The organism is Fulvivirga marina, from assembly GCF_016775155.1.
GTDB lineage: Bacteria > Bacteroidota > Bacteroidia > Cytophagales > Cyclobacteriaceae > Fulvivirga > Fulvivirga marina.
In genome coordinates, this window is the sequence record NZ_JAEUGD010000016.1 from 38,827 (window position 1) to 64,429 (window position 25,603).

The following is a 25,603-nucleotide window of genomic DNA, read 5'->3' on the forward strand; positions in this document are numbered from 1 at the left end:
TTTTATTTACTCTTTTGATAAAATGATTCAATCATTTCGTGGAAAGCAACCAGATCATCGGCACTTATCTCCACTTTAAAATCCAATCTTTGATATTCTTTAAATATTTTCTCCACTTCTTCAAAGGGCACCTGCGATTTCAAGCTGACTCTTTTGATAAGATTGTCATCTAACACGTTTGTAAGCAAGTTGTAATTATGCCGAATATAAGACAAAAAGAGGTTCATCTTATGATCAGCAATTTTCTTATGATTTTGTTCCTCAAAATACAAATAGCCCATAGTTTCGGCGAATTCAATGGTGGTATTCGTATTGGGCTCCAATACAGGAATTATCCGTTGTCTTCGCTTAGCATAAAAGATCATGTATATGAAACTGGTGATGAGCAACAGATACCAGGCCCATTTCAGTGGTGGCTGAGAAAGTATATACTTCAAAGGACTATCCTTGCTTTCAGCTTCGTCAAACGGGGTTTTACTAAATTCATCCCAATACACTTGCCTGACTTGAAAATAAGACATCACCTGTTCTACATACGCTAAAGACTCTTCATTCTTGAGGTAGTAATTGCCAAAAACCAATGGAGTAGTATGGAAGTAGAAATAACCTTCACCAAATTTGACTCTGAAAAAATTAGGCTTATCTTCATTAAAATAGGCCAGCACTTCCACAACATCCGTACATTCCAAACTGTCAAGGTAGCTCCAATAATTACTCACTGGACGCCAATACATGATATACTCATATGCATATTCCTCAGGTTCTTTCTCAAACTTCATCATTATTTTTTCAGCAGGCTCTGAGCTTATCACACCACACTCATCAAAATATATTTCATAGCTGAGGTCGTAAGGAAATGCTGTTGTTGCGAGTAAAGCAGAATTTCCTGCAGAAACAAAAGAAGTAAGACTGTCAAGGTCTTCATACCGATAGTAGGCTTCACGCCCTAAAAAAACATACAAAGATTGCTCCTGGTCTGCAGAAAGACTTGCTGCCACAGGCGACTCTATAATAGTAAAATTTTCATCATAATGAGTCTTCATCAGTTCATGATAAATATAGCCTCCGTATGGTTGCTTACTATCAATTTTGTAAGTTTCACTCCAATTATAAAATTTATTGCTACCAGCTGTAAAGAAAAAAAATAAGAACACAGCAATAAGTAAAACCCCGATGATGATCAATAGCTTTTTCCTATCCATTGTCATATTGATTTATGGATTGGTAATAGCTCTTAAACTTATGACTCATCTCAACAAGATATTGGTCTCCCATATTCTTCTCTCCATACCATATCAATTGATAAATGCCGGTTACTTCCTCAAAGCGATCATAAGTGTTGTGCCCTCTCATTTCGTAGAGGTAGTCCATATTGGTCTTTTCCTTCTTCCAATTGATCAAACCTTTAGTCGCGAGTTCTTTAATAATTATCAGGTAATAAATTCTCAGGGCAAGACGGTAATTCTTATCCTCAACAACTTTTTTGAGCCATTGCATCAAATCAGATTCCATGAGGTTCTGCTCAATATCCTCTAGCTTTTGCTGCATATCACCTCCCTTGTGCTTTGCCTTTATGCGAAGATTATTACCGGCAAGTTTGCTGATAACCACAATTAGGATAATAATGAAAACCGCAATAACAATGATCTGCAAAAATTGCCCGCCCGCGGGGAATATACTTCCTCCTTTAGAGCGGACATTTCCCTTAGACTCTCTTTCTTTTTTTTTAAGCTCCTTTTTATCTGGGGAATAGTCAATATCCTTAGTTATTTCCTTCCAGTGCTGTCTATTGAAGGTATCAAAATCCTCATTCTGACATCTGCTGTCAGTAAACACAAAAAAAACCAATGCTATCGTCAATATTACGATTCTCACCTAAACATCCTTTCTTTTACCAAAATTAGAGATTTGCTCCTTTAGCCATACTGCCTCCTTAATCTCTACAAGAGTATAATATTGGATCGAGAATCCCAACAAAAAGAAGGGTATAACCATTGCGAGCCCCAGAGTCATGACCAATCCATTTATTACCAAACCAATATGGTAAGTTGTTTCCGGATCCAACACAAAATTAGCCTGAATAAACTCCATATAGAATGCAAAAAAGGGCGTATCAGTTAAAACAAAGAAGGTAAAACCAATAAATAGCAACAGAGCATAAAGCCCCAAGGCTCTTCCCAACGTCTCTTTCCAAAGACCACTCACGCGGCTAATGGCTGATCCCAATGAAATTTGCTCCTTTAAATAAATGAATGTACAAAATAGTGCCATTGGCATAATCAATACCCAAAAGAAAAAAGAAAAAAATCCATTGATGAAGAATGGCATATTAATTAAAAAGCTTGCAAATAGACCCGCTATCAGGGCTCGCTGCTTGCTTAATTTAATTGCATGATATTTCGGAAACCGAAGCAAGGTAAGATACACAATGCCCGCCAGAAAAAGTAAATTAACAAAAAATAACGCGGGATATTCTTGATAATCAATAAGAAAGGACAACTTCTTAAAAAACCATGAATCTACGTAAATCAAACTATTCCCTATAGGTTCTCGCAAAACAAATGCTGCTCCTGCCAGGTACACTAGTGTAAGCAATATGGCTGATTTAAAATACGGCTTAACTATTCTTTGGTAAATTAAAACAGCATCTCTAAAGATCTCATTGACTTTTCTAATTTTCCCTTCCAGTGTAGGTACTTTTAAATTCCTCGACTGTAGACGAGTTTCTCTTAATGGTTGTAGGGTACCATTCCTATGCTTGGAAAATGGTACCCATACAAAATAAAAAACCATAAAGAATAATGACACTAAAATCAGTGTCAGTTTTACCATATCCGGAAGTTCAGTGTATCTGGTTACAAATGACTCGATCAGTGCAGCAAATACCAATATGGGAACAATACCAATCAACAACTTAAGTCCTCGCCTTGCTGAAAGCTGAAAAGCCCGTATCCGCGAATGAGTGCCTGGAAAAACAAATCCCTTACCCAACACTATCCCCGCTGCACCGGCTATAACTATAGAAGATATCTCCAAAGTACCATGAAGCCAAATACTAAGAAAAGACTCTACCCCCAACCCTCGCTCGATAAAAAAGAATTGGAAGGTACCCACCATGATACCGTTATATACTAAAACGATGATTGCACCCAAAGAAGCAAGGATGCCCGTGATAAATGTAAGAAAAGCCACCCTTACGTTATTCAACGTAATACTCAAAAACATATCCACTTCATTGGAACTTTTATAAACCCCCATAGGGTCCCCATCTTCTATGTTATTGATAGTCATGTCAACATAACTATCTCCCAGGATAGATCTGGCAAACTCAGGGTCGTAGACTGAGGATAGTACGCCAATAGCAAATGCCAACAAAAAAACTACTAGCGCTGTAAAAAGTTCATACCTGCAGTAAAAAACAACACTTGGCAATTCTTCCTTCCAAAAATTAACAAACTTATTTCTGCTTTCTTTTTTATTCTTATATATGTTGTAAAAAAGTTGCTGTGCGAGATTATTGAGGTAAACACGAATAGACCGGTTAGGGTAATTGGTGCGTGCATATGAAAGATCATCCGTGATCTGAATAAAAAGATCACTAAGTTTGTCAGGATCTCTTTTGTTAAGGCGGAGAAGTTGTTCAAATTTTAGCCATTTTTCCTTATTTTGCTCAATGAACTTCGTCTCCTTCATATAATATGACCAATTTGCTCTTAAACTGGCAATATGCAAAAAATTGAAATTAACACCACACAAAATGTTAGTATTGAATTCGAAGCAGCCTTACTTCGTGACAGGGTTTTGGCCTTTGGGGTAGATTTTCTAATTATGGGTGGTGCTTCACTTATTATTTCCATTATCATCACTATAGCCTTCACCAGTACAGCAGAATACCTGTATTATTTCTTTATAGTACCTATAATTTTCTTTTATAGTCTCGCTTTTGAAACACTCAATCATGGCCAATCTCCAGGAAAACGAGTGATGGATCTTAAGGTAGTGAAATTGAATGGTGCTGAGCCCCGATCCAGTGACTATGTAATGAGGTGGGCTTTTAGAATGGTAGATATCTATTTATCCTTTGGGGTACTGGCTGCTATTTTTATAGGAAGTTCTAACAAAAATCAAAGGCTTGGGGATATGGCGGCAGAAACCACCGTAATAAAAATTAAACCAACTAGGACACTTCGCCTCAATGACATTATTAACATTAATTCCATTGATAACTACCAGCCTGTATACCCTGAGGTTAAGAAGCTTTCAGAGTCTAATATGCTACTGGTTAAAAGCGTAATAGAAAGATATAAAGCTTTCCCTAACCAAGCCCATCGCGAAGCGGTACATACGCTTGCTGTAAAGGTTAAGGAAAAAATCAAAGTAGATCAAGACACAAACGGGGATCTCGACTTTCTTCAAACTCTCATTAAAGATTATGTTGTACTAACCCGTTAAGACTACGAAGAATATACCCTACTAATCAAGCTGCCTTTTGAGATACTTTGATATATTGCTTTAACTCCTTTTGCTTAAGCATGATATCTGCTAACGGGAGATGTAAATCTTTGCTATATAGCCTGTATATTAACTGCCACTCCCTTTCATCCATAAAACCATCAGCATTGGCAATTATACTCAACCATGCTACAAAGCGAACTTGGATGTTAATATCAAGTTGCTTCATTCCCTGAAGAACTTCTTTGTAAAGCAAGGCATGGTCAATGGTTCTTAGGGTTTCTACTTCTCTTTCCAGGGAATCTTCTGTAATCCTTTCATACTCCGCCATCCTCTTTCCCACCACAAGTTCCTTGTCATCAATAATGTCATCTGCGTAAACAAGCAGAACATACATTTTAATCAGTGTGAGTTGTCTATTCATGATCTTTTAGGATGTTTTTATTACATCGTACCAAAATCAATACCATTAAAAAAACGCTTTTTATTCATTAAATTAAGCAATAATATAACTTTTTAAGATCCCAATACGGGAAAACTATTCAATATGGATAAAGCCATGGGTAATTGCCGTCTTTAGCTCATACCCAGGCTATAATATTTCAATGTTTTCCTAATGCTATAAGTTTTTCAACATCATTGTTAATAGATAAGGTTAACAAAGTAGTGGCTGTACAAAATACAGGACTGGTTATACAATGATGTCCATTCCAACTTCCATCCTCATTTTGGATACTGATTAACCTTCCTGAAACATTGTTATACCACTTCTTCCAATCTTCATCCTGATTGATTATTAAGGATTCACCTGTTTGCAAATAACTAAGAAACTCTTCACCCCCGTTATTTCCAAATCCTTGAATCACTCGATCCTCCTGCGCTGTTTCTTTAGCTGATTCATACACATGATAAGCTGTTGAGTATTTTTGAGCTTCATCCTCACTATATCCAATCTTTGTCAGACTTTCAGCTGTTACAGGTTCGTTACTTTCTAGTTTCCCTTCCTTAACAGCCTTATCAACTTCCTCCCTAACTTTTCTAGCTTCTTTAGCACTTGCCCTCACCGAGCCAGAAACGGCATATAACACTACACCTGCCCCCTTCTCTGCATTGACCTTTCCAGACGAGGCATCATAATTGTTTTTTTGATAATTCCTGGATCTCTCAAGTACAGTTTCATCTATGTCTGCACCTTCATATTCCGCCGATTCCAATGCATTGTTTGCTAAAGAAGACTGCAACACGCCAGCCCATCCGGAACCTTTGAAACTCCCATCCTGATCCTGCTGTTGTTGAATTTTATCAGCGCAAATATTCATGCATCGCTGAACTCTCACCTTATCGGGATCATTTTCCTCCATCTCACTAACAATATTAGAAAAGAATTGAAGAGCCAGCACAGCATCAATATTACTTCCCAATTTGGTTTGGATCTGGGTATTCGTTTCCGTCGTAATTTTCAGTTGATCATCGGTTGTAGACTCTACCGCCTTCAGTAAATATTCAAGTACATGTTTTAACTGAACTGAATAACCCCCATGCTGCAAAGTATTACCAGTCCTCAAAAAGGCCATTCCTACCATAGCCGTTGTAGCCGGATCAGCACTAACAGCATGAGGATCCATAATCCCTTGACTATAGTGACTCCCTGCTCCCCAACCTCCGTTGGAAAGTTCAGCTGCAGCCATCCAGGCAAGCCCCTTATCTATGGATAGCTCAATATTTGTATCTGTATTAGTTATGTAACCCTGACTTGATGATTCCTCACCAAATAATGTTCTGAACACACACCCCTTTTCAGTGTAACAAACGGGGATTTCTTCTTGTACATCAGGGTAATGTACGTTATTAGTAACTGGCTGAGCGGTCGGCAATGTAATAAGTATAGAACCACCGACAGCAACTATTAGGCTAAAAGTTTTTAAAATCATCATATCTGTAAGCTTTTTGTTATACATATATGATGCTGCTAGATATGGTTATTCCATAACCCTTCAGAAAAAAAATGCTAAAACTTTCCTTTGAACTTTTCCTCCCAGTAATTCGCCTCTTTTTGAACCTCTATTCTTTTCTTCACTTCCGCTGATTGAAGTGTAGCACTCTTCTCACCTTTGGAGGTGGTATGATAATAGCCACAGTCGGGACACCAATAAGTAGATGTTGGTCCACCACCGGAAGCTGTTCTATATTTAGCCTGAAGGTGAATGAGCGCTTCCTCAGCTTCTCCTTTCGAATGATAGCATACTTTATTACTTACACACTTCATAATTCACCAACTTCCGGTAGTGTTAAATAGTTTCTGTAAATTTATATAAAAAAATTAGCTTATTGATTCTCGTACCTTGCTCGTATAATCTCTTAATGCTGCCTTAAAATCAACATTATCATCTTTTATCTTATTGATAATATAGATAGCCGCAAAGACATGCGTTAATTTTTCACCCTCATCTGCTCCGTTTATCTCTATAGTCGACTCTTCCTCATTGATCAGCGCTTCTTCAGCAGCTATTAAGTCCTCAATAGTATAATTCTCTACCAAACGCTTTATTTCAGGTATTTTCATTTGCTATTAGTTTAATTTTTCCAATAATTCCAATACAGCCTCTTCTTTGCTGGAAGCAACAGTATCAACCAACTCCCCATCCTTAAAGATTGCAAAGAAAGGAAGGTTAGTTACCCCAGCAACTTTCCTGGCATCAGGATTTTTTTCTGCATCCACGTCAATGAATGCTACATCAGAAAACCTTTCGTCATTGGACAGTCTTTTAAATTTAGGAGCAAAAAGCCTGCAACTGCCGCACCATCCGGCAAAATACTTTACTACGGCTTTATTACCTTTGCTTATTTCGGTTTTAAAATTCTCATCGGTCAATACTTCTACTGCCATATTTTACTTCTTTTATAATTTATAAAAACTACTACTGCAAATCACTCTTAAAGACACCCGTTAAACTAATAAGTTAATAGCTGCTAAAATTAAGATATCTTTTCAGCCAAACCTCAGTCATACAACATCTTTGTCAATGATTACGCGAAAAAAGATATTTTCAGCTAGATTTGCTTTCGTTTTTAATGGATTGTTTCAATTGACTCATAATTATTATCTATGGCACTTAAAACCTTCGTAAAAGTAAGTACTGTAAACAATTTATCTGATGCCCGTTATTGTGCAGGCATGGAGGTTAACCTTATTGGGTTTAACCTTGAAAAGGACAACAGCAATTATATCTCTCCTGAAAATTATAATGAGCTAACCGAATGGCTATCTGGAGTACAATATGTTGGCGAATTTGAAGGGTATAGTAGCTCAGAAGTTATTGAAACCATCGAAAATTATAATATTGATTATATACAGGTTGTAGATGTTACACAACTTGAAGCTCTTAAGACTCTCGATATTCCTTTAATACTTAAAACAGACTTAAACACCCTAGGGCAGCTACCTACAGATCTGGCAGTGGAATATTTACTAGTAACTTCTGGAGAAAATGAAATTTCTCAGGAGGAATTAAAAAAAATATCAGATGCAGCGGCTCACTACAAATTACTGTTAGGATCGGGTGTTACGGATCAAAACGCAGAGAGCATAGTACAGCAAACCAATGCTTATGGTATAGCTCTACAAGGGGGTGATGAGCTTAGACCTGGATATAAAGACTATGATGAGCTGGCAGATATTCTGGAAGCACTTGAGGATGAGGATTACTAAGATTATTTCTCTCTATTGACCTTACTAACATCCCTAGGAATAGTCCTGCTTATTTCCTTCTGTTTCTTCCGGTACTTTTCCCTTTCTTTCTTTGAGCAACCTTGGTGTCTAGTAAATAAGCAAAACCAAGTCTGAAACCCATATTCCTACCTTTAACGGGATCAACAAAGGTTATATTACTAAATTGGGCGGGAGATTCTTTATATAGGTAAGAATGGCCTAACTCAAACCTGAAATCAACAATATATACTCCACCTCCTGTGGGTTCAAGGACCAAACCTGTGGCAAAGTTTATACCTAACTGCACTCTATTAGCATCTTCAATTACGAGTATACTTGGGTCATCGTTTTCGTTAGTGCCACCAAACTTAACGTCATATTCAAGTTCTTCAATATGACTTTCCAACAACTCACCCGATTTCAATGTCCCATTCCCCTTCCACCAATAACTGATATTGGGTCCCAGACCTACAAAATATTTGAAACCTAAATTTTCACCAAAACTTCCTTTAAAATCCATTCGGTAAACTATGGGCAGATCAAAATGATGTGTAATAGACCTGTACTCCAATTCCGGATCTGATTTCGAAGCATCGCCTGTACCCTCTATTACTTTTCCCTTTCTGGAATAAACAAAGTCCGTCTGAAGAAAAAATCTATCCCTTACTCGAAAAGCAACCGTAAAACCCCCAAAATAGCCATATAGCGGTTCAATATCATAATATTCTTTAACTTGACTGTTATCATAACTGACCCATGACATCTGTCCACCTACACGGGGCCCGATAAGTATTTGCCCCAAAGAATCAATACTAAATAATAAAGATGCTGCTAACATAAATAGCAACGAGCAGGAAAAACGTCTGTTGGCGATAAAGATCATTTGTAGATAAAAAAATTATATTTTGTATTCAGTAATTTTAAAGCCAACTTTATTAATTGAAAATTTAATGCAAACTTATTAATTTTGAGACAATTTATCATATTTTTTAGACTTGAAAAGGCTTTTATAAAAACAATTATCGCAAATAGGGCGTAGCTTAACTCCTAAAGGAGTATTCTGTAGATAATAAATTTGCATTTTTTTATGTTATTTGTATCTACGCGCATATTTAACACATGGAATGGGCAAATTTTTTGGTATAGTATTTTTACTGTTACAGGCCTTTTTGCTGCATGCACAGCAGATTCCGGTTTATAATCATTATTATAATAACCCATATCTGTTTAACCCAGCAGAAGTAGGATCTAACGGCTATTTGAACTTCACATTAAACCACCGCCAGCAATGGAGAGGCATCGAAGGCGCTCCTGTGGTATCTACACTTACTTTTGAGGCTCCATTTGATTATAAGCAGCATGCTTATGGGCTTACCATTCGCAATTATGAACGTGGTCTGATAACTACCAATGATTTACTGGCTACCTATGCCTATACTGTATACCTCACAAAAGTCTCGAAAATATCCTTCGGGCTTTCTGCAGGGGTTACCAGTACTGATATAGATTTTGATCAAATTGATGATCCGGACGACCCTGTTCTCGACGAATTTTTAAGGAACAATATTCAACCCATTGCAAACTTTGGATTTAAGCTTAAAACCAAGAGTGGTTTAAATCTGGGTATAACCATTCCTAAATTGTTTAAGCCAACCATTATAAGCACCCAAGACTTTCAAAATTATGAGTTTTCTCCCTTCGATGAGATACTCTTCTCTACATATTATAAAAAACGGATAGATAAGAAGATCGTAACCAGAAGAATTAAAGGTATACGTAGAAGAGTGGCTATTGAAGATGCCTATGCCCCATTACAAATGTACCTTTTGTATCGCTACTCAAAGGTGACGGATGAACGGATTGAAGTGCTTTCTACGTTGCATTTACATGAAGATTTCTGGATTGGTGGAGGGTATCGACTTAATTATGGAGCCTTTGGGCTGGTAGGGTTTAATATTTCGTCGTTTTCGTTTGCTTACGCCTATGAACCCGCGAGTAACCTAGTAGATGGATACACCGCCGGAACTCATGAACTTCAATTAACCATTAATATTGGTGAACGCAAGAAGCTGGAAAGAACCAAGCCTATACTCAGAACTATTGAAAAAACAGAAACTCACAGAGCCAGGTATTCTGTTGAAGATATTTCTGAAGGTGGCGGTGAAGACAAGGGAAGTGATAGACCTAAGAAGTATTATGTAGTGATTAAAACCTTTAAAGATTTCGACTCAGCCGATGCTTTCGTGAGAAGGATGAAAGAGGAAAGAGAACTCTATACGAATATATTCTACAATAAAGTTGACAACAAATATCATGTTTATACTTACCAAACATTCAAACTGAAAGAAGCCAATGAACAGAAAAGAGCCCTTCAGGAACTGACTAAGTATAAAAGTGTAACAATTATTGCCATTGAGCAATAATTACAAGGTTACCTTATGATATAAAGTAAGATACATACCTAACTACAACCAACGAATGCACCTATACCTGAATATAAAAAAGCTGTATGAACACCGGCTCAGGACGTTATTTATGCTTCTGTGTTTTATATTTATTGCAGGCACAACTTTGGCTCAGGCTCCTGTAGTCAGAGAAGTATCACCAAATAAGGCTTATGCAGGGCAAACGATTAGCATTAAAGGTCTTAATTTTAACGCTTCCTCAATTGTTTCATTTGGAGGTGCTTTAGGGAATGTGGTTTCAAGGACTAGCCAATTAATTGAGGTTGAGGTCCCGGCCTCTGCAACTTATGACCTTATTTCTGTAACCAACCTAAGTAACAATTTAACAGGTTATAGCCCTTTGCCTTTTCTATTAAGCTATGGAGGCCCCTCGGGCTTAACCGCTGCAGATTTTGAAACACAAATAGACTTTAATGCAAAATCAGGGTTATATGACCTTTGTGTCTGTGATTTTGATGGAGATGGGTTAAATGATATTATAGGTTCTAATTCAAAAGATAATAGTTTCACTATATTGAGAAACACCAGTACAGTGGGTTCGATTAGTTTTACATCAGTCCACCCTGCTATCGGTGCTCCTACACTCAATGTTAAATGTGGTGATCTGAATGGAGATGGCAAGCCAGAGGCTGTATTATCAGAGGGTAGTACAGGCAATAGGGTTTTTATTCTGAACAATAATTCAACTGTAGGTAACATTTCATTCACAGTGAATGGTGTATCTATATCAGGTAATTCAACAAAAAGAATTGAAATTCATGACCTTGATCTGGATGGAAAACCAGAGCTTATTGTTGCAGACCAAGCCAGCAGTAAGGTATCCGTTCTTAAAAACACCACCAGCGGAGGTGTTGCAACCTTTGCTACTCCGGTAGATATTCCCATACCAAATGGTGATGTAAGCGGGGGTATAGTGGTCAATGATTTTAATATTGATCTGAAGCCTGATATTATCACTAACAACTTTTTGAAGGATGGAAAACTATTCTTCTCAGAAAATAATAGTACCATTGGCAACCTTCAACTAAGCACTTTTCATTTTACTGATATTGGGGGAACCCTTGCCAACCTTAAGTCAGCAGATTTTAATAATGATAAAAAGCTAGAGCTTCTGGCAACTCGTTACCTTAGCAACGACATTAGCATCATGCCCAACCAGGCCACAAAAGGTAGTGCCTTAACTTTTGGTAGTCCGACTTCGGTAGGCACAGCGCTAGTTCCCTGGGGCTTAGATATAGGAGACCTGGATGGCGACTCCAAGCCAGATGTCCTTGTTGCAACTCTTGGAAGCACCAAGGCATTGACCGTTCTGAATAATAACAGCTCAGGCTCTATTTCTTTTCAAAAACTAGACCTGGGTGTAACCTATATCAATAGGAATGTCCGATCCGAGGATATAGACGGGGATGGAAAACCAGACATTGTATTTACGAGCGTAGATGACGATAGCAATGGCGTACCAGCCTCAAAGATCTCAATTATCAGGAATGCCAATTGTATTAAACCGGTCATAGATCCTCCGGGACCAATGACAGTATGTACGGGCAACCCTCTTAGGCTTACCACCCAGGAAGTTAGTGGAGCAACTTACACATGGTACAGAGATGGAAGCCCCCTACCCGACACAGATCCATTTATTGATGTTACCACTTCAGGGTCTTACACCGTAGTGCTTGATGAAGCCGGCTCTTGTTCTGAAACATCTGATGCTATAACAGTAACTGTACAAGCACCCGGAACTATCGGATCCCCAACAGTAAATGACCCAGGCCCTGTATGTATAGGCGAGACATTAAATCTTAGTGCAACAACTATTGCTGGGTTGACTTATAATTGGGAAGGTCCCGAAGGATTTTCTGCCACTGGCAATCCAGTTACACTTCCTGACTTTAGGTTTATCAATACGGGTATTTACTATCTACATGTATACTCTGGAACTTGCCTTTTGGAAACAAAAGAAATTACTATTGACGCCGTGTCGGCTCCAGATTTTTTCTTAGGAGGTGCATCAGGAGCGAGCCAATGTGAAGGTGATAATGTGACGCTAACTATTTCACCCACTTCAGGAAGTTATACTTACCAATGGTTTAAAGATAACAGTCCAATTGCTGGCGCAACGTCTTCATCATATTCTGCAACCAGTTCAGGTTCCTACAAAGCTTCCATTAAATACGATGCTTCCTGCCCTGCATTGAGTACTGATCCGGTAAGTTTAACCTTCTTCCCAACCCCACAATCTCAATTTGATGGCCCCGTTTCGGCATGCGCAAGTCAAAATGTCACTTTCACCAATCAGTCAACGGTTGCTTCAGGAGCAACTGCTCAATATATGTGGGACTTCGGGGATGGTACTACTTCATTATCAAAAAATCCATCACCACATGTTTATCAAGAAGGGTCATATACAGTTACTCTAACTGTTAAATATATTGGATTGACATGCGAGGATACCTCAACAAAGTCTATCACTGTGAAGTCAGGTCTTAATCCTGAAATAAACTCAACTACCGATGTCCTTTGTGCAGGTGAAAGCGCAGAATTAACCCTTTCACAAAGCTTTGAAAGTTATGCCTGGAGTACAGGAGAAACTACAACGAATATTACCGTAGATCAATCAGGCACCTACTCTGTAACCGTTTCTGATGCCACCGGATGTGAAGGAAGTGCAAATATCACACTTAAGGCTTTTCCAGACCCGGAAGTTATCATAACAGCTGATAGATTAAGCGTCGCTCCGGGTGAAACCGTACAATTAGAAGCTACTGGCTTACAAACGTATAGTTGGACTCCAGCGGAGTCCTTGGATGATCCTACTATATCAAATCCTACAGCCACAATAAAGGAAACTACAGAGTTTAGTGTAAGCGGCAAGGATGCCAATGGCTGTACCGGAGAGTCAGCAATCACCATTTTTAGCCAAACAGATCTTATTGGCAACCTACTGAAGCCTAAAAATTTCTTCTCACCAAATACCAGCGATAACATCAATGCAGTATGGCTGATAGAAAAAATTGAGCAATTTCCCCAATGTGGGGTTACCATTGTCGATCAAACTGGAAATATACTATTAGAGGAAAAACCCTATTTGAATAATTGGGATGGAACAGCTCATGGACAAAAACTCCCTAGTGGGGTATATTATTATGTAATTAAATGTGATGATGATGAAATTGTTAAATCGGGCAGCATAACCTTACTTCGGTAAAACATGCTAAAAACACAAGAAATTAACCTAACTTCCTTAAAATCAGTCAATTTGATAACCGTTATACATTTAACTTTACAATTTTCTTACAAGGAGAGTTACCTTTTTTAAAGGAGAGTTATATAAAAATAAGAATTAAATGCTTATTTGCAGGTTGTTCTATAGATTGGCTGATCTAAGTGAAGAATAAACACTACCCTAATTATGATTAAGTTTAAGTTCCTTTTTTCAGCTCTATTCCTGCTAGCAGCCGTAGCAAATGCTCAGGAAATTTGTGATGACGGCATAGACAATGACGGAGACGGGTTCATTGATTGTTTCGACCCCGATTGTACTGGTAACTCCAGTTGTGACGGTTTTTACATTGGTCAGGATGTAACTTGCGAAGCCATCCCTAATGAATTTCCATCATTCTCTTTAACCCTTGATTTTGCATCCCCTAACAAAACTGCCAATCATATAGGTAGGATAGCCGTGGGAGATCTTGATGCCGACGGCATACCAGAGATCGTTGCTCAAAACAAGTACACCGACAAACTCTTCATACTTAACGGAAACGATGGTTCTGTTAAGTATGAAACCTCTGTTGACAGCTGGTTACAACCCGAGTGGAGAGTGATTATTGGTAACGTCGAAGGAGACAATTGTGCAGAAATTTATACCATCCTTTATGATTGGACTGGTATACATGAATACTACATTGTAGCTTATGACTGTCAGCTGAATGAACTTTGGAGATCCGAATACCGTGAAAGGGATCCTGTTCATATGAGTTTAGCTGACTTTGATGGCGACGGACAAGTTGAGCTTTTTTATAAAGATGAAATAAGGGATGCAAGAACAGGAACACGCTTGGTTGCGGGTAGCCATAAAAGCTGGAACCAAATGAATGGTGGTCCCGTGGCCGTGGATATATTAGGTGATGGTAACCTGGAATTGGTTTCCGGATTAAATATCTATCAGGTAAACCTTGGTTCTCGTACCTCGGACGCAGGCTCTTTAACCCTACTAGACCAAAGGACAGAATATAATGTAAAAAGGCCAGAAAATGCAACCAGTATTGCTGACTACAACCAGGATGGCTTCCTTGATGTAATCGCTACAGGTAAAGATGATGCAGGAGTTACAACCGTATTTTTCTGGGATGTTAAGAATGACATACTAAGAACGTACGCAGACCCTATTCCTAGTGTTAATGCAAATAACCTCACTTGTGCAGCTTCATCAGGCACGGATAGTTATGCAAAAGGGTGGATAAACGGTACTGGTCGTTTAAATATTGGAGACCTTGATGGTGATGGCAACCTTAACGTTTCATATGTTTCCGGTAGATTTTTATATGCGTTGGATGAAAATTTCAACCTGCTGTGGCGTGTTGATGTGAATGAAGAAACCTCTGGTTATACTGGTTGTACATTATTCGATTTTAACGGTGACGGAAAAACTGAGGTGGTTTATCGTGATGAGCAGTGGCTTTACATAATCAACGGAACAGATGGTAGTGTTTTCACTCAAATCCGTTGTATATCAAGAACCAGTATAGAGTACCCTATAGTTGCTGATGTAGATGCCGATGGTTCTACAGAGCTTTGCCTTGTTTGTGGTACATCAGATGTAGATGCCTGGGACAACTTCTGTAACCTTTCATATTCTGAAAATTCGCAAGTTAGGGTGTATAAGTCAGGTGGTGAACCTTGGGTACCTGCCAGAAGACTTTGGAACCAACATGGGTATTTTAACGTCAATGTCAATGATGATCTTACTATACCGGCTCATCAGCAGAAACACCATTTAGTATGGTCTGAGGGTACATGTACACAAGGTCCAAACAGGCCTCTGAACAATTTCCTTAACCAATCACCTTTCTTAAGCTCTGAAGGGTGTCCTACCTACCCTTCTCCTGATTTAACATTTGTGGACAATAGCTTGAGCATTACCCAACCACAATGCCCTGAGTTAGATTTTCAGGTATCCTTCCAAATGACTAACAATGGAGACGTGGACATTACTGGTAATGTACCTATATCATTTTATAATGGAGACCCCCGTCAAGCTGGAGCCGTTAAGCTGGCAACGGTATCTGTTACGTTAAATCACTTCAAAATTGGAGAAGTTGCTACCATAAACGAGACAATAACAGGACCCGGTAATGATTTTCAATTATTCATTGTGCTAAGCGATAATGGGACTACCGTCCCAACACCTATCAGCATGCCAAACACCAACTTCCTGGAGTGCGATTATACCAACAATATACTGGATGGCTTAGTTGATCCACTTCCCTTTGCCCTTTCGGCAGAAAAAACGGACAATATATTCTGTGTTGGAAGCTCTGTTCCAGCTAACGGATCGGCAAATGCTTACAGACTAATTGGAGGCGTGAAAAATACTACCGACTATAAATTTAACTGGTTCAATGGCACCGACGCTACGGGTACCCCTGATTTTACCGGACCTATATACACAGGTCTGTCAGCAGGAACATATTCTGTATATGCAACGCATAAAACAGCCTTCTGTAACTCTGATACCGTTCAAGTGCAAATTGTTGATGTTCCAGAGGATTTTTCAGTAGATGTTCAAATTAAAAATGATAACAACAATTGTATCATTCCCAATGGTGTATTAAAGGCAGTAATCACCAATGGTGGTTCACAAAACGATTATACTTATAAGTGGGTAACTGGTAGTACAGGTGATCCAATTACACTTCCCGCAATTAGCGTAAGTCATACTGCTACTAACTTGTCTTCCGGAGACTACCGGGTATTAGTAACCAGTAAACTGAGTGGATGTAGCAGAGTTGCTCCAGGTACAGTAGGAGACCTCACTTTCAAGCCGGTTGTTGCAGCCTCTGCCGTAGATATTATTTGCTCAAACGCTAACTCGGGAGAAGTAAGTGCCAATGTAGGTGGTGATGTAACTGGATTTACATTTGCTTGGTATACAGGCAATAACATCAAACCTACAGCCGATTTTAACGGTGCTACAATTACCGGTTTAGCACAAGGTGATTATACTGTTGTGGCTACTAATATTGACTCTAAATGTAAGTCAGACCCTGTAACTGTAACCGTTAATCAAACTACACCTCCGGTGATTGCCAATACCAGTAGCACAGATATGAATTCATGTGATCCTACCCTGCCTAACGGAAGCGTGACAGCTACATTCACCGGAAATGCTTCTGATTATACCATAGAATGGTTTGCTGGTCAGAACACTGATGCCTCCAATTTAGTGGGCTCTACAGTTACGGTTAATGGACTGGACCAAGGAACTTATACAGTTAGGTTAACAGAAAATAGTACTGGATGCTCAGTTACTGCAGAAGCTTCAGTTAATAGCAATATTGTTATACCTAATTTGTCATTGACAAAAACGGATGTTACCCTTTGTCAGCCTTTCAATGGTACAATTACAGCAAGTGTTAGTACAGGCTCAGTTAGCGACTATACTTTCTCATGGTATAATGGCAACAATGTAAAAGCTACACCGGATTACAGTGAAACCGGAAACACCTTAATTCAATTGGGAGCAGGAACATATACTGTAGAAGCATTTAACAACGTAACTAATTGCGTAGCTTCTGCTAAGTCTGTAACGGTTCTGGCTCCTGTTACTGAAATCCAGTTAGATGACGCTGCTTCTTCATTCCCTGCTGATTGTAATGCAACAAGTGGTGTTTTAAAAGTTGATGTTACGCCGTCATCGGACCTTTATAATATTGACTGGTATCAGGGTAACGTAAACCCGTTTACATCTACGCCATTCCTAACACATACAAATGTGAATACATCTACAGCAAGTAACCTTACCAGTGGTAATTATACTGTTTTGGCAACGAACATTGCCACCGGCTGTCAGGAGGTAGAAGTTTTCTATATGCCTTTGGCAACAGGGCACGAATTAGACCTTATTACACAGGCCTCATCAACTACATGTAACGACGACAACGGAACTTTAGAGGTAGAGCTTACTCCTACCAACCTTGTTGGGTTTGATCAGGCGGATTACGAGATAGAGCTATATATTGGCAGCTCTGTTGCTTCCGGCACTCCGGACTTTGTCTTAGCGGGTGTATCCGGACAAAGCAACTATACGTTTGCCGGGCTTGCCAGCGGAGATTACGCGGTAACTGCTACACCAACAAATCCTGCCATTGCAGTTTGTGATGATCCAGTAATATTGGTATCCATTGATATGGAAGTAGAATACCCGGATGTAGCGGCAATAACTCAAAATGCAAATACATTCTGTGATGATTTGGGAGCGACTCCTAATGGAGAAATAGAAGTTGAGATAGATGGAGGAGCAAGCCCTGCTAACTACATTATAGACTGGTTTGTAGGTCAGGATACCTCTACTCCACTAAGTGCGATCAACATTACTGGAGTGAATAATGAAAGAGCCATAAACTTGGCTGCCGGTTACTACACAGTAAGGGTAGTAGATAATACAACTTACTTAACATGTTCATCTACCAGAACATTCCAGATACTAAATGACAGACCAAACGTAAGTGTACCTGCGGCAGGCTTAGACATCACTAATGTTATAAGGTGTATCCCAAGCAATGGTAGCCAGGTTATTGTAACTGATATCATGGAAGATGGGGTTTCTGTCGGCACCGCTAACTATACGTTTGAGTGGTATGATGCTAGCAATAACATCTTACCTAACGCAGGAGCACCAAACACAACGAATCAGATTAATGACCTTGCGGCAGGTAACTACTATGTAAAAGCAATTAGTACTTTAAGTGCCTGTCAAACAACTTTAATTGAGTTTACCATTGATGATGAAACTATCAGTGATCCTTCTGTAGATTTAGTAAGTTTCCAAAACCCAACTAAGTGTTTACAGCCTGCTAATTTGCCTGGTGAATTACATGTGAGTGCCAGTGGTGTTGGAGGTGGATTCTCTTATTCCTGGACTTACCCTGACGGAACTATTGCCGCAGGACCAGATCAGGTTGGACTGACAGATGCCGGCGAATATACTGTAGTTGTAACAAACACGACTACGCAATGTACTACAACTGAAATCTATGAATTATTAATAGATGAATATCCGGTAAATCTTTCAACGTCGGTCTCTCCTATTACCACTTGTAATCCGGGAGATGATGGTGTGGTATTCGGTGTGGTTATGAATGCGCCTAATAATTATACTTATAACTGGACTGCACCAGCTCCCGATAACTCCACGTTTGTTGGCAGAGAGTGGTCAGGTCGTTCTTTAGAAGGAACCTACTCATTGACAGCAGTAGATAATGCTGACCCTGGTTGTGAGGCATCTGGTACTGCAACTATCACTATTGAGCAAGACATGCCAGTGGTTACCGCTGAAGCCAAAGGAGCCGTAACAGTATGTGACCTTACCAAAGCTGACGGTTCTGCAATTGCTATGGTCGATGGATCTTATATTGGCTATACTTTCGAGTGGTATGATGCCAGTGGCTCCCCTACCCCGGTTTATGTAGGTCCTGAATTCTTTGGAATGAAGCCTGGAACTTATGAGGTAGTGGCTATTGACAATATCACAAAATGTAGCTCAACGCAGCAGCTAACCATTGAGGAAAACATTACTACCATGCCAGACCCTACCATAGAGGTATTGTCTCATGTTACTAACTGTTTGACTCAGGATAATGGTGCTCTTTCAGTATCTGTAAATGGCAATACCAGCGACTACATTTTCTACTGGTTTGTGGGTCAGGAAGTAACTGCTGATACAGCTCATATTGGAGAGGTATGGAATAATCTGACAGTTAGTGAATATACTGTAATTGCGAAGAGTAGAATCACCGGTTGTGTTTCCAACCCTGATACGGAAGCAATTCTTGGGGAGTTCGTATATCCCGAGTTTGAATTCGTAGTTGGTAACGCCAGCTGTAGTCAGGAAAATGGTTTTGCACGTTTTGTACTTACCAATAGTGTTGAAATAGATAGCATTACATGGACATATGCTGGCTCTGATAATATCATAGCCCATGGGCCAAACCTTTCTCCGGCTTATGCAGGCATATACACTGTAACAGCAACAACAGCTCAAGGATGTTCAATATCTGAGGATATTGAAATCCGAACTGAAGTCAACCCTTATAACGGTATATCAAGAAATGGCGATTCTTCTAATGATTATTTCAGAATAGATTGTATTGATCAATATCCTGATAACATTGTGAAGATCTTTAACAGGGCAGGTACCCAGGTATACGAGGCCGAAGGCTATGACAATGAAACAACTTTCTTTGATGGTGTTTCTAATAAAGGAATTAGCATAATTGGCACAAATTTACCAGATGGTACTTATTTTTACGTGATCGATAAGAGAGATGGTTCTAAGCCTACAGCAGGCTATCTTGAAATCGTTAATTAAAACTTGTTACCCCTGACCATGAAAATTTTAAAGACTAGTTTAGTCATTGCCTTACTTGCTTTGTTTTGGAATACTTCCAACGCTCAGCAGTATCCGGTTTACTCACAGTACCTGTTCAATGGCCTGGTTATTAACCCTGCCTATGCAGGGAGCCATGTGCAGTTTAGTGCTACTGCCATGTACAGAAACCAGTGGGTAAACTTTGACGGGGCTCCGAAAACCCTATCGTTCAGTGCACATAGTGCCTTGGCAAAAAACAAAGTAGGTTTAGGGCTTCTGATTACAAATGATGAAATCGGGAGCTACTCAAACCAAAGCGTGTTTGGGAGCTACGCATTCATTATAAAGTCTCCTGTAGGTACCCTCGCCATGGGCTTGCAGGCAGGCTTCAACCTTACATCAGCCGATTTCAGTAACTTAAATCTAGACGATCCTAATGATGCCTCCTTTGCTAATATAGAAAACAGGTTTAAGCCTAACTTTGGGGCTGGTGTCTATTTTCATAATGAACTTCTCTTTGCCGGCTTATCCGTACCGTTTCTATTGAACAATAAGGTATCCGGAGGTGTGGAGCAACTGGCTAGTGATATTACAGAGGCCAGGTACTATTACCTGCACGGAGGGATGGTTCTACCCCTTACCAGGGGAAAGACGGTACAGTTTAATCCGGCCATGCTTATCCAGGCACAAGAGGGATCTCCATTGAGAATTGATATTAATGCAGGTTTTATCTTTCATGAAGTGTTTAGTGTTGGAGCATCTTATAGAAATATTGATGCCATCATCACTTATATTGACCTGAAGCTAAGTGAGCAGTTTCACTTTGGATATTCTTATGACTGGACCACCTCTGACCTCAATCAGTTTTCGCAGGGAACTCATGAGTTTATGCTTAACTACAGATTCAGAATCAGGAAAATTCATGGAAATGTTGAATGTCCAAGCCTGTTGAAATTTTAAAATTTATTAAAGGTATTTACCAATGGCCGGAATGGAAATTCCGGCCATTTTTATTTAATCACTTTTTCAGCAAAAGAACTAAGTACATCCTACAAACAAAAAATGGCCGACAATGAGTTGCCGACCATCTTTCGGGTTTAGGTTGATATAAGTCTTAATATCCTTATAATTAGCATATACAACAAATAATACTCCAACTTTACATACGTTGTAAATACGAGAAAAATAACCAAACCTGTTGATGATTCTCAACACAAAAGAAACAACGCCTAAACATAGTGCTGCATTTTCCCTCAGACCTTACCCAACTATTAATCTGTTTACTACAGGGTTTAAAACCCCAAGTTAAGAGAAGGTACAGATAAAAGGCCCAGTATCCAGATTAGAACACCCCATAAACTACAGTATGAGGATAATATAAATACAATATGCTATCTGATTTTCATTAGAGTTAAAATCATGCTAATTTGGCTGTAATAGAGTACAATATGCTTTACCTTATGACAGAAAACAAACTCAAGGTTTCGGGCAAAATCGGTCAGGTTACCTTTGAACTCCTACCCTCCCACTCTCCCAAGGCTGTAATAGTATTAAGCCATGGAGCTGGTGCTGGAATGTACCACTCATTTATGACTTCTCTGGCTCAACAATTGGCTGAAGTAGGCCTTACTACATTAAGGTTTAACTTTCCATATATGGAAAATGGAAAAAAACGACCTGATAATCCACAAATAGCACAAAAAACTATAGCAGCAGCTATTCAAAAGGCACAACAACTCTTCCCTGAGCTGCCCATCCTGGGTGCAGGAAAGTCTTTCGGCGGAAGAATGACCTCATTATATGCTGCCTACAATACACACAATCTTTCAGGTCTGGTATTCTTTGGGTTTCCTCTTCACCCTCCTGGCAAACCATCCGTAGATAGAGCAGATCACCTGAGCAAAATTAGCTGCCCTATGCTTTTTCTTCAGGGAACCCGGGATAAACTAGCGATACCTGAACTCATGCAGGAAGTAACGGCACCCTTACCCAAAGCCACTTTAATCAATCTGGAAGGTGCTGATCATTCTTTTCATATGCTTAAAAGGAGCGGTATTACTGATGAGGAAATAATAAAACAACTTGCCACTCATACTATGAAATGGGCACCTGTTTAGTGTAAATCTGCTTGCTTTTTCATACATTTGCTGTTTAGTCAAAAGGTTGTTTTTCGTAAAATGAACGTTTTCTGCGTCTCGAAACGAAAAGATCATGACTTATAAGTCAATTGCATGTGAAACCGCATTTTTATATCATATTCATTCTTTTTGCCACTTCCTCGTTGGCTCGGCAAGATACCGTAATCATAAGAAATTTTAATACCGGTAATTACAAAGCCACCTCTTTTAATTATATGGGGATACAAGGGAAAGATGGCATTTATTATTTTGGTAATGAGGACGGAATACTTCAATATGATGGTAGTGAATGGCAACTTCATACCGTAAAAAATCATACTGGTATTTTCTCTATGGTTGAGGATGACGATGAAACCCTTTACGTTGGCGGATTCAATGAATTTGGCTATGCAAAAAAAGACTCTTCAGGCACTCTGATTTACTCCTCATTAAGAAATAAAATAAGCCCTGATTCAACCATCAATGAGGTCTGGCAAACACTCATCTACAATAAAAATGTCTACTTCCTTTCCTACGATAGAATATTAAGATGGGACGGCAGTTCAGTACATCATATTCCCGTGAAGGATGCTTATTTATTTCCAGTAAATGGCCATTTGTATGCATCAACTTTTAATGGAAATGTCGTACGACTTGAGGGAGACAGTGTGATATTTGTCAGCAATAAAATCAAATTTAAAGAAGATGCTGCCTTTCAGATCTTACCGGGGCCAGGTGGCAAACATGTTATCTTTACCTCCTCGCATGGATTGTATCTTTTTGATGAAAAAAATGGAGAGATTGATAAATGGGATGTTGATGCCAATACCTTTTTAAGTGAAAGCTTATTATACTCAGCCGTTTATTGGCGAGATAGTCTATACGCCTGTACAAGCTGGACTAACGGACTTATACTGCTCAATAAGAAAGGTGAGATCGTTAAAAATCTCACTAAAGGTGATGGGCTTGCCACCAACTCCCTACGCGAACCCATGCTGGATACCCGAAACAACCTCTGGGTTGCCTCCAACTACGGTATTTCATACCTGCAATGGCCCGTACTTAATCAACCTCAAAAGGTACCTCCTACCATTATTACTAAAGCTACTTTTGACGGAAAATCATTAACACACCCTTATTTATCCAACCTGAATTTAACGTATGAATTACCAGTGACTTTTCATTATGCAACTCCAGGATTTGACAAAGAAGACTTGGAGTACAGCTATTTCCTGGAAGGTGTTGATCCAGGATGGTCAGAGTGGAACCATGATGTAAAAAAAGAATACAGCCACATGAGTGGTGGAGAGTATACATTTCATGTCAAAGCACGCCTCCTGAATGGAATGGAAAGCCAACCGGCTACGCTTACATATCATGTACTTAAACCGTGGTATTTATCAAACTGGTTTGCCATAGTATTGATACTCATTCTAGTAGCATTGATATACATACTGGTTAAGCTTCGTACGCTACACCTCAGCAGGATCAACAGACAATTAGAGTCTCTTGTAGAGGAAAGAACAACCGAATTAGTAACACAAAGGGAGAAGCTTCAGAATGTGAACAAGGATTTACGCACCATGAACACCGAACTCGACAACTTTGTATATCGATCTTCTCATGACTTGGTAGCTCCATTAAAATCTTTAAAAGGACTCATTAACCTAGCTAAAATGGACAGCCCTGGTGACAGGCAAATGCACTACCTCCAGATCATGAATTCAAGTGTATTGAAGCTTGAAGATTTTATTAAAAGTATTATGGACTACTCCATTAATACCAAGAGGGAGGTTGAAAAGAAGGAAGTCACACTTGACAGCATCATCAACGAAATTGTTTCTGAAATAAAATATTTCGAAAAAGCTGAAAAGGTAGACCTTTTCAAAGAGTATGAACCGGACTTTACCATTAAATCAGACCCTAGCAGGCTCAAGATCATTTTCAGCAACTTGATTACTAACGGTGTAAAGTATCACAATTATGATCAACCCCAGCCATACATCAAAGTGATAGCGAGCAAAAATTCTGTAGGTACTGAAGTGAAAATATCAGATAATGGCCAGGGTATATCTGATGAATTCCATGAAAAGATCTTTGATATGTTTTTCAGGGCATCAGAAAGTGCCGAAGGCTCAGGGTTGGGCCTATATATCGTTAAGGACACAGTGGATAAACTGGGCGCTAAAATATTGGTAGAATCTGCATACGGAGAAGGAACGACGTTCACTTTGAAGTTGGATAATTAATTTTATATTCTACTGCTCAACTTTCACAGGTGACTGTTAATTGGCCTGAAAAGATTACATCAACTCCCGGTCTTTCTTTGGACTTCGGAGTTCTTTTTGGAGTTGGCTTTTTGCATGGGGAGTTTACCGGGAATGTCTATTTCCTCACTATTATTTATCTTATCCAGTAATTCGGCCAATTGTTGATGTAATTTCTGTCCTTCCGAACCAAGAGCGCCACTTCTTTCTCTGGTATCAAAATAGTTGAATATATTCTTCAGCAATGTAAGCACCTCTCCTTCTCCTTGTTCTGCATCAGCCTGCTTATTAATTGCATCTCTTAGTTTGCTAAAATACCCTTGTAGTATTAGTTCTGCCGTTGAGTCCATTGTGTGTCGAATTTATTGTGCTTTTGATTTCATTGATCTTTGTAGACTATTGATAAGTTTATCTACATTATCTTTCTCTCTCTCGGAGGCCAACTCTTTATACTTATGCAACACCTTGACTGCTTCCTTAAAATCCTTTTGCATGGCCATTACCAAACCTAGATTATAATATGCACTTTCAAAAGTCGGCTCTATCTCTATAGAAATTTCATAATGAAGTTTCGCCAGGTTAAGCTCCCCTAACTCAGAGTAAACATTGGCTAGGTTATAGTGAGCTTCAAAATGTCTTGGGTCATGCTTCAGACAGTTGGTTAAGCAATCAATAGCCTTAATATAATTCTCCCTGGCTGATTCAAATATGCCTAGGTTACAATAGGCATCTGCCACACATTCACCAGCCTTTATAGCTTTCCAGTAATATTCAATAGCTTTTTCATCATTCTCCTCATCAAAGTACAGCGCCTGTTCAAAGGCACTCTCATGGCTTTGCATACTGACTACCCTGGCTTCGCTAGGTGGAGTAGTAAACATATTAAGCTGGCCATAATCTTCCAGGTTAACACGCCGGCTCTTGCGTACTTTTCTATAGCCTAACTTTGCGCTGTTGTTGATCGGAAACTTAACTATTTTTGCCACTACAAATAACTTTCACTC

At 39.2% G+C, this 25,603-nt stretch carries 19 protein-coding genes; 8 read left to right on the plus strand and 11 right to left on the minus strand.

The window, feature by feature from the left end; all coding sequences use genetic code 11:
* Positions 1–2 precede the first annotated feature (2 nt).
* Genes JMN32_RS04565 through JMN32_RS04575 form a run of 3 tightly spaced genes read right to left on the minus strand, consistent with a single transcriptional unit; the run spans position 3 to position 3,693 of the window.
* Positions 3–1,202: a hypothetical protein gene (locus JMN32_RS04565; protein ID WP_202855111.1), complete on the minus strand. Its 1,200-nt coding sequence runs from the start codon at positions 1,200–1,202 to the stop codon at positions 3–5.
* Positions 1,195–1,875 carry a hypothetical protein gene (locus tag JMN32_RS04570; protein ID WP_202855112.1) on the minus strand — a complete coding sequence of 227 codons (681 nt, stop codon included), beginning with the start codon at positions 1,873–1,875 and terminating at the stop codon, positions 1,195–1,197. The genes JMN32_RS04565 and JMN32_RS04570 overlap by 8 nt, the downstream gene beginning before the upstream one ends.
* Positions 1,876–3,693 carry a stage II sporulation protein M gene (locus tag JMN32_RS04575; RefSeq protein ID WP_202855113.1) on the minus strand — a complete coding sequence of 606 codons (1,818 nt, stop codon included), beginning with the start codon at positions 3,691–3,693 and terminating at the stop codon, positions 1,876–1,878. It lies immediately after the preceding gene.
* 33 nt (positions 3,694–3,726) lie between these two features.
* Between JMN32_RS04575 and JMN32_RS04580 the strand changes: the two genes are divergently transcribed.
* A complete protein-coding gene (locus JMN32_RS04580; protein WP_202855114.1) occupies positions 3,727–4,452 on the plus strand; it encodes an RDD family protein in 726 nt (241 codons plus the stop codon).
* A 25-nt stretch (positions 4,453–4,477) separates the two neighbouring features.
* Here the strand turns inward: JMN32_RS04580 and JMN32_RS04585 are convergent, their stop codons facing one another.
* The 5 genes from JMN32_RS04585 to JMN32_RS04605 form a co-directional block, all read right to left on the minus strand.
* Positions 4,478–4,876 carry a hypothetical protein gene (locus JMN32_RS04585; RefSeq protein WP_202855115.1) on the minus strand — a complete coding sequence of 133 codons (399 nt, stop codon included), beginning with the start codon at positions 4,874–4,876 and terminating at the stop codon, positions 4,478–4,480.
* Positions 4,877–5,054: 178 nt separating this feature from the next.
* Positions 5,055–6,386: a hypothetical protein gene (locus JMN32_RS04590; protein ID WP_202855116.1), complete on the minus strand. Its 1,332-nt coding sequence runs from the start codon at positions 6,384–6,386 to the stop codon at positions 5,055–5,057.
* 74 nt (positions 6,387–6,460) lie between these two features.
* Positions 6,461–6,718 carry a hypothetical protein gene (locus JMN32_RS04595; RefSeq protein ID WP_202855117.1) on the minus strand — a complete coding sequence of 86 codons (258 nt, stop codon included), beginning with the start codon at positions 6,716–6,718 and terminating at the stop codon, positions 6,461–6,463.
* Positions 6,719–6,772: 54 nt separating this feature from the next.
* On the minus strand, positions 6,773–7,015 hold the full coding sequence (locus tag JMN32_RS04600; RefSeq protein ID WP_202855118.1) for a DUF6952 family protein: 243 nt from the start codon (positions 7,013–7,015) through the stop codon (positions 6,773–6,775).
* Between the two features lie 6 nt (positions 7,016–7,021).
* The gene (locus JMN32_RS04605; RefSeq protein ID WP_202855119.1) at positions 7,022–7,339 is read right to left on the minus strand and encodes a thioredoxin family protein; all 318 of its coding nucleotides are present in this window, start codon (positions 7,337–7,339) and stop codon (positions 7,022–7,024) included.
* 219 nt (positions 7,340–7,558) lie between these two features.
* Between JMN32_RS04605 and trpF the strand changes: the two genes are divergently transcribed.
* Complete coding sequence (gene trpF, locus JMN32_RS04610) at positions 7,559–8,161, plus strand: phosphoribosylanthranilate isomerase (RefSeq protein ID WP_202855120.1); 603 nt, start codon at positions 7,559–7,561, stop codon at positions 8,159–8,161.
* Between the two features lie 49 nt (positions 8,162–8,210).
* Here the strand turns inward: trpF and JMN32_RS04615 are convergent, their stop codons facing one another.
* Positions 8,211–8,999 carry an outer membrane beta-barrel protein gene (locus JMN32_RS04615; RefSeq protein WP_202855121.1) on the minus strand — a complete coding sequence of 263 codons (789 nt, stop codon included), beginning with the start codon at positions 8,997–8,999 and terminating at the stop codon, positions 8,211–8,213.
* A 286-nt stretch (positions 9,000–9,285) separates the two neighbouring features.
* Here JMN32_RS04615 and JMN32_RS04620 point away from each other — a divergent pair, with 286 nt between their 5' ends.
* From JMN32_RS04620 to JMN32_RS27615, 6 genes are all read left to right on the plus strand, one after another.
* Entirely contained in the window at positions 9,286–10,584 is a 1,299-nt protein-coding gene (locus JMN32_RS04620; RefSeq protein ID WP_202855122.1) for a PorP/SprF family type IX secretion system membrane protein, read from the plus strand.
* A gap of 55 nt (positions 10,585–10,639) precedes the next feature.
* Positions 10,640–13,831: an FG-GAP-like repeat-containing protein gene (locus JMN32_RS04625; RefSeq protein WP_202855123.1), complete on the plus strand. Its 3,192-nt coding sequence runs from the start codon at positions 10,640–10,642 to the stop codon at positions 13,829–13,831.
* A 204-nt stretch (positions 13,832–14,035) separates the two neighbouring features.
* The gene (locus JMN32_RS04630) at positions 14,036–20,215 is read left to right on the plus strand and encodes a T9SS type B sorting domain-containing protein (RefSeq protein ID WP_202855124.1); all 6,180 of its coding nucleotides are present in this window, start codon (positions 14,036–14,038) and stop codon (positions 20,213–20,215) included.
* 18 nt (positions 20,216–20,233) lie between these two features.
* A complete protein-coding gene (locus tag JMN32_RS04635; protein WP_202855125.1) occupies positions 20,234–21,175 on the plus strand; it encodes a PorP/SprF family type IX secretion system membrane protein in 942 nt (313 codons plus the stop codon).
* Positions 21,176–21,642: 467 nt separating this feature from the next.
* The gene (locus JMN32_RS04640) at positions 21,643–22,332 is read left to right on the plus strand and encodes an alpha/beta hydrolase family protein (protein ID WP_238354353.1); all 690 of its coding nucleotides are present in this window, start codon (positions 21,643–21,645) and stop codon (positions 22,330–22,332) included.
* 116 nt (positions 22,333–22,448) lie between these two features.
* On the plus strand, positions 22,449–24,581 hold the full coding sequence (locus JMN32_RS27615) for an ATP-binding protein (RefSeq protein WP_202855126.1): 2,133 nt from the start codon (positions 22,449–22,451) through the stop codon (positions 24,579–24,581).
* Between the two features lie 59 nt (positions 24,582–24,640).
* On the opposite strand, the gene JMN32_RS04650 is transcribed toward JMN32_RS27615, so the two are convergent.
* Positions 24,641–24,949 carry a hypothetical protein gene (locus JMN32_RS04650; RefSeq protein ID WP_202855127.1) on the minus strand — a complete coding sequence of 103 codons (309 nt, stop codon included), beginning with the start codon at positions 24,947–24,949 and terminating at the stop codon, positions 24,641–24,643.
* 12 nt (positions 24,950–24,961) lie between these two features.
* Complete coding sequence (locus JMN32_RS04655; protein ID WP_202855128.1) at positions 24,962–25,585, minus strand: tetratricopeptide repeat protein; 624 nt, start codon at positions 25,583–25,585, stop codon at positions 24,962–24,964.
* Between the last annotated feature and the right edge of the window lie 18 nt (positions 25,586–25,603).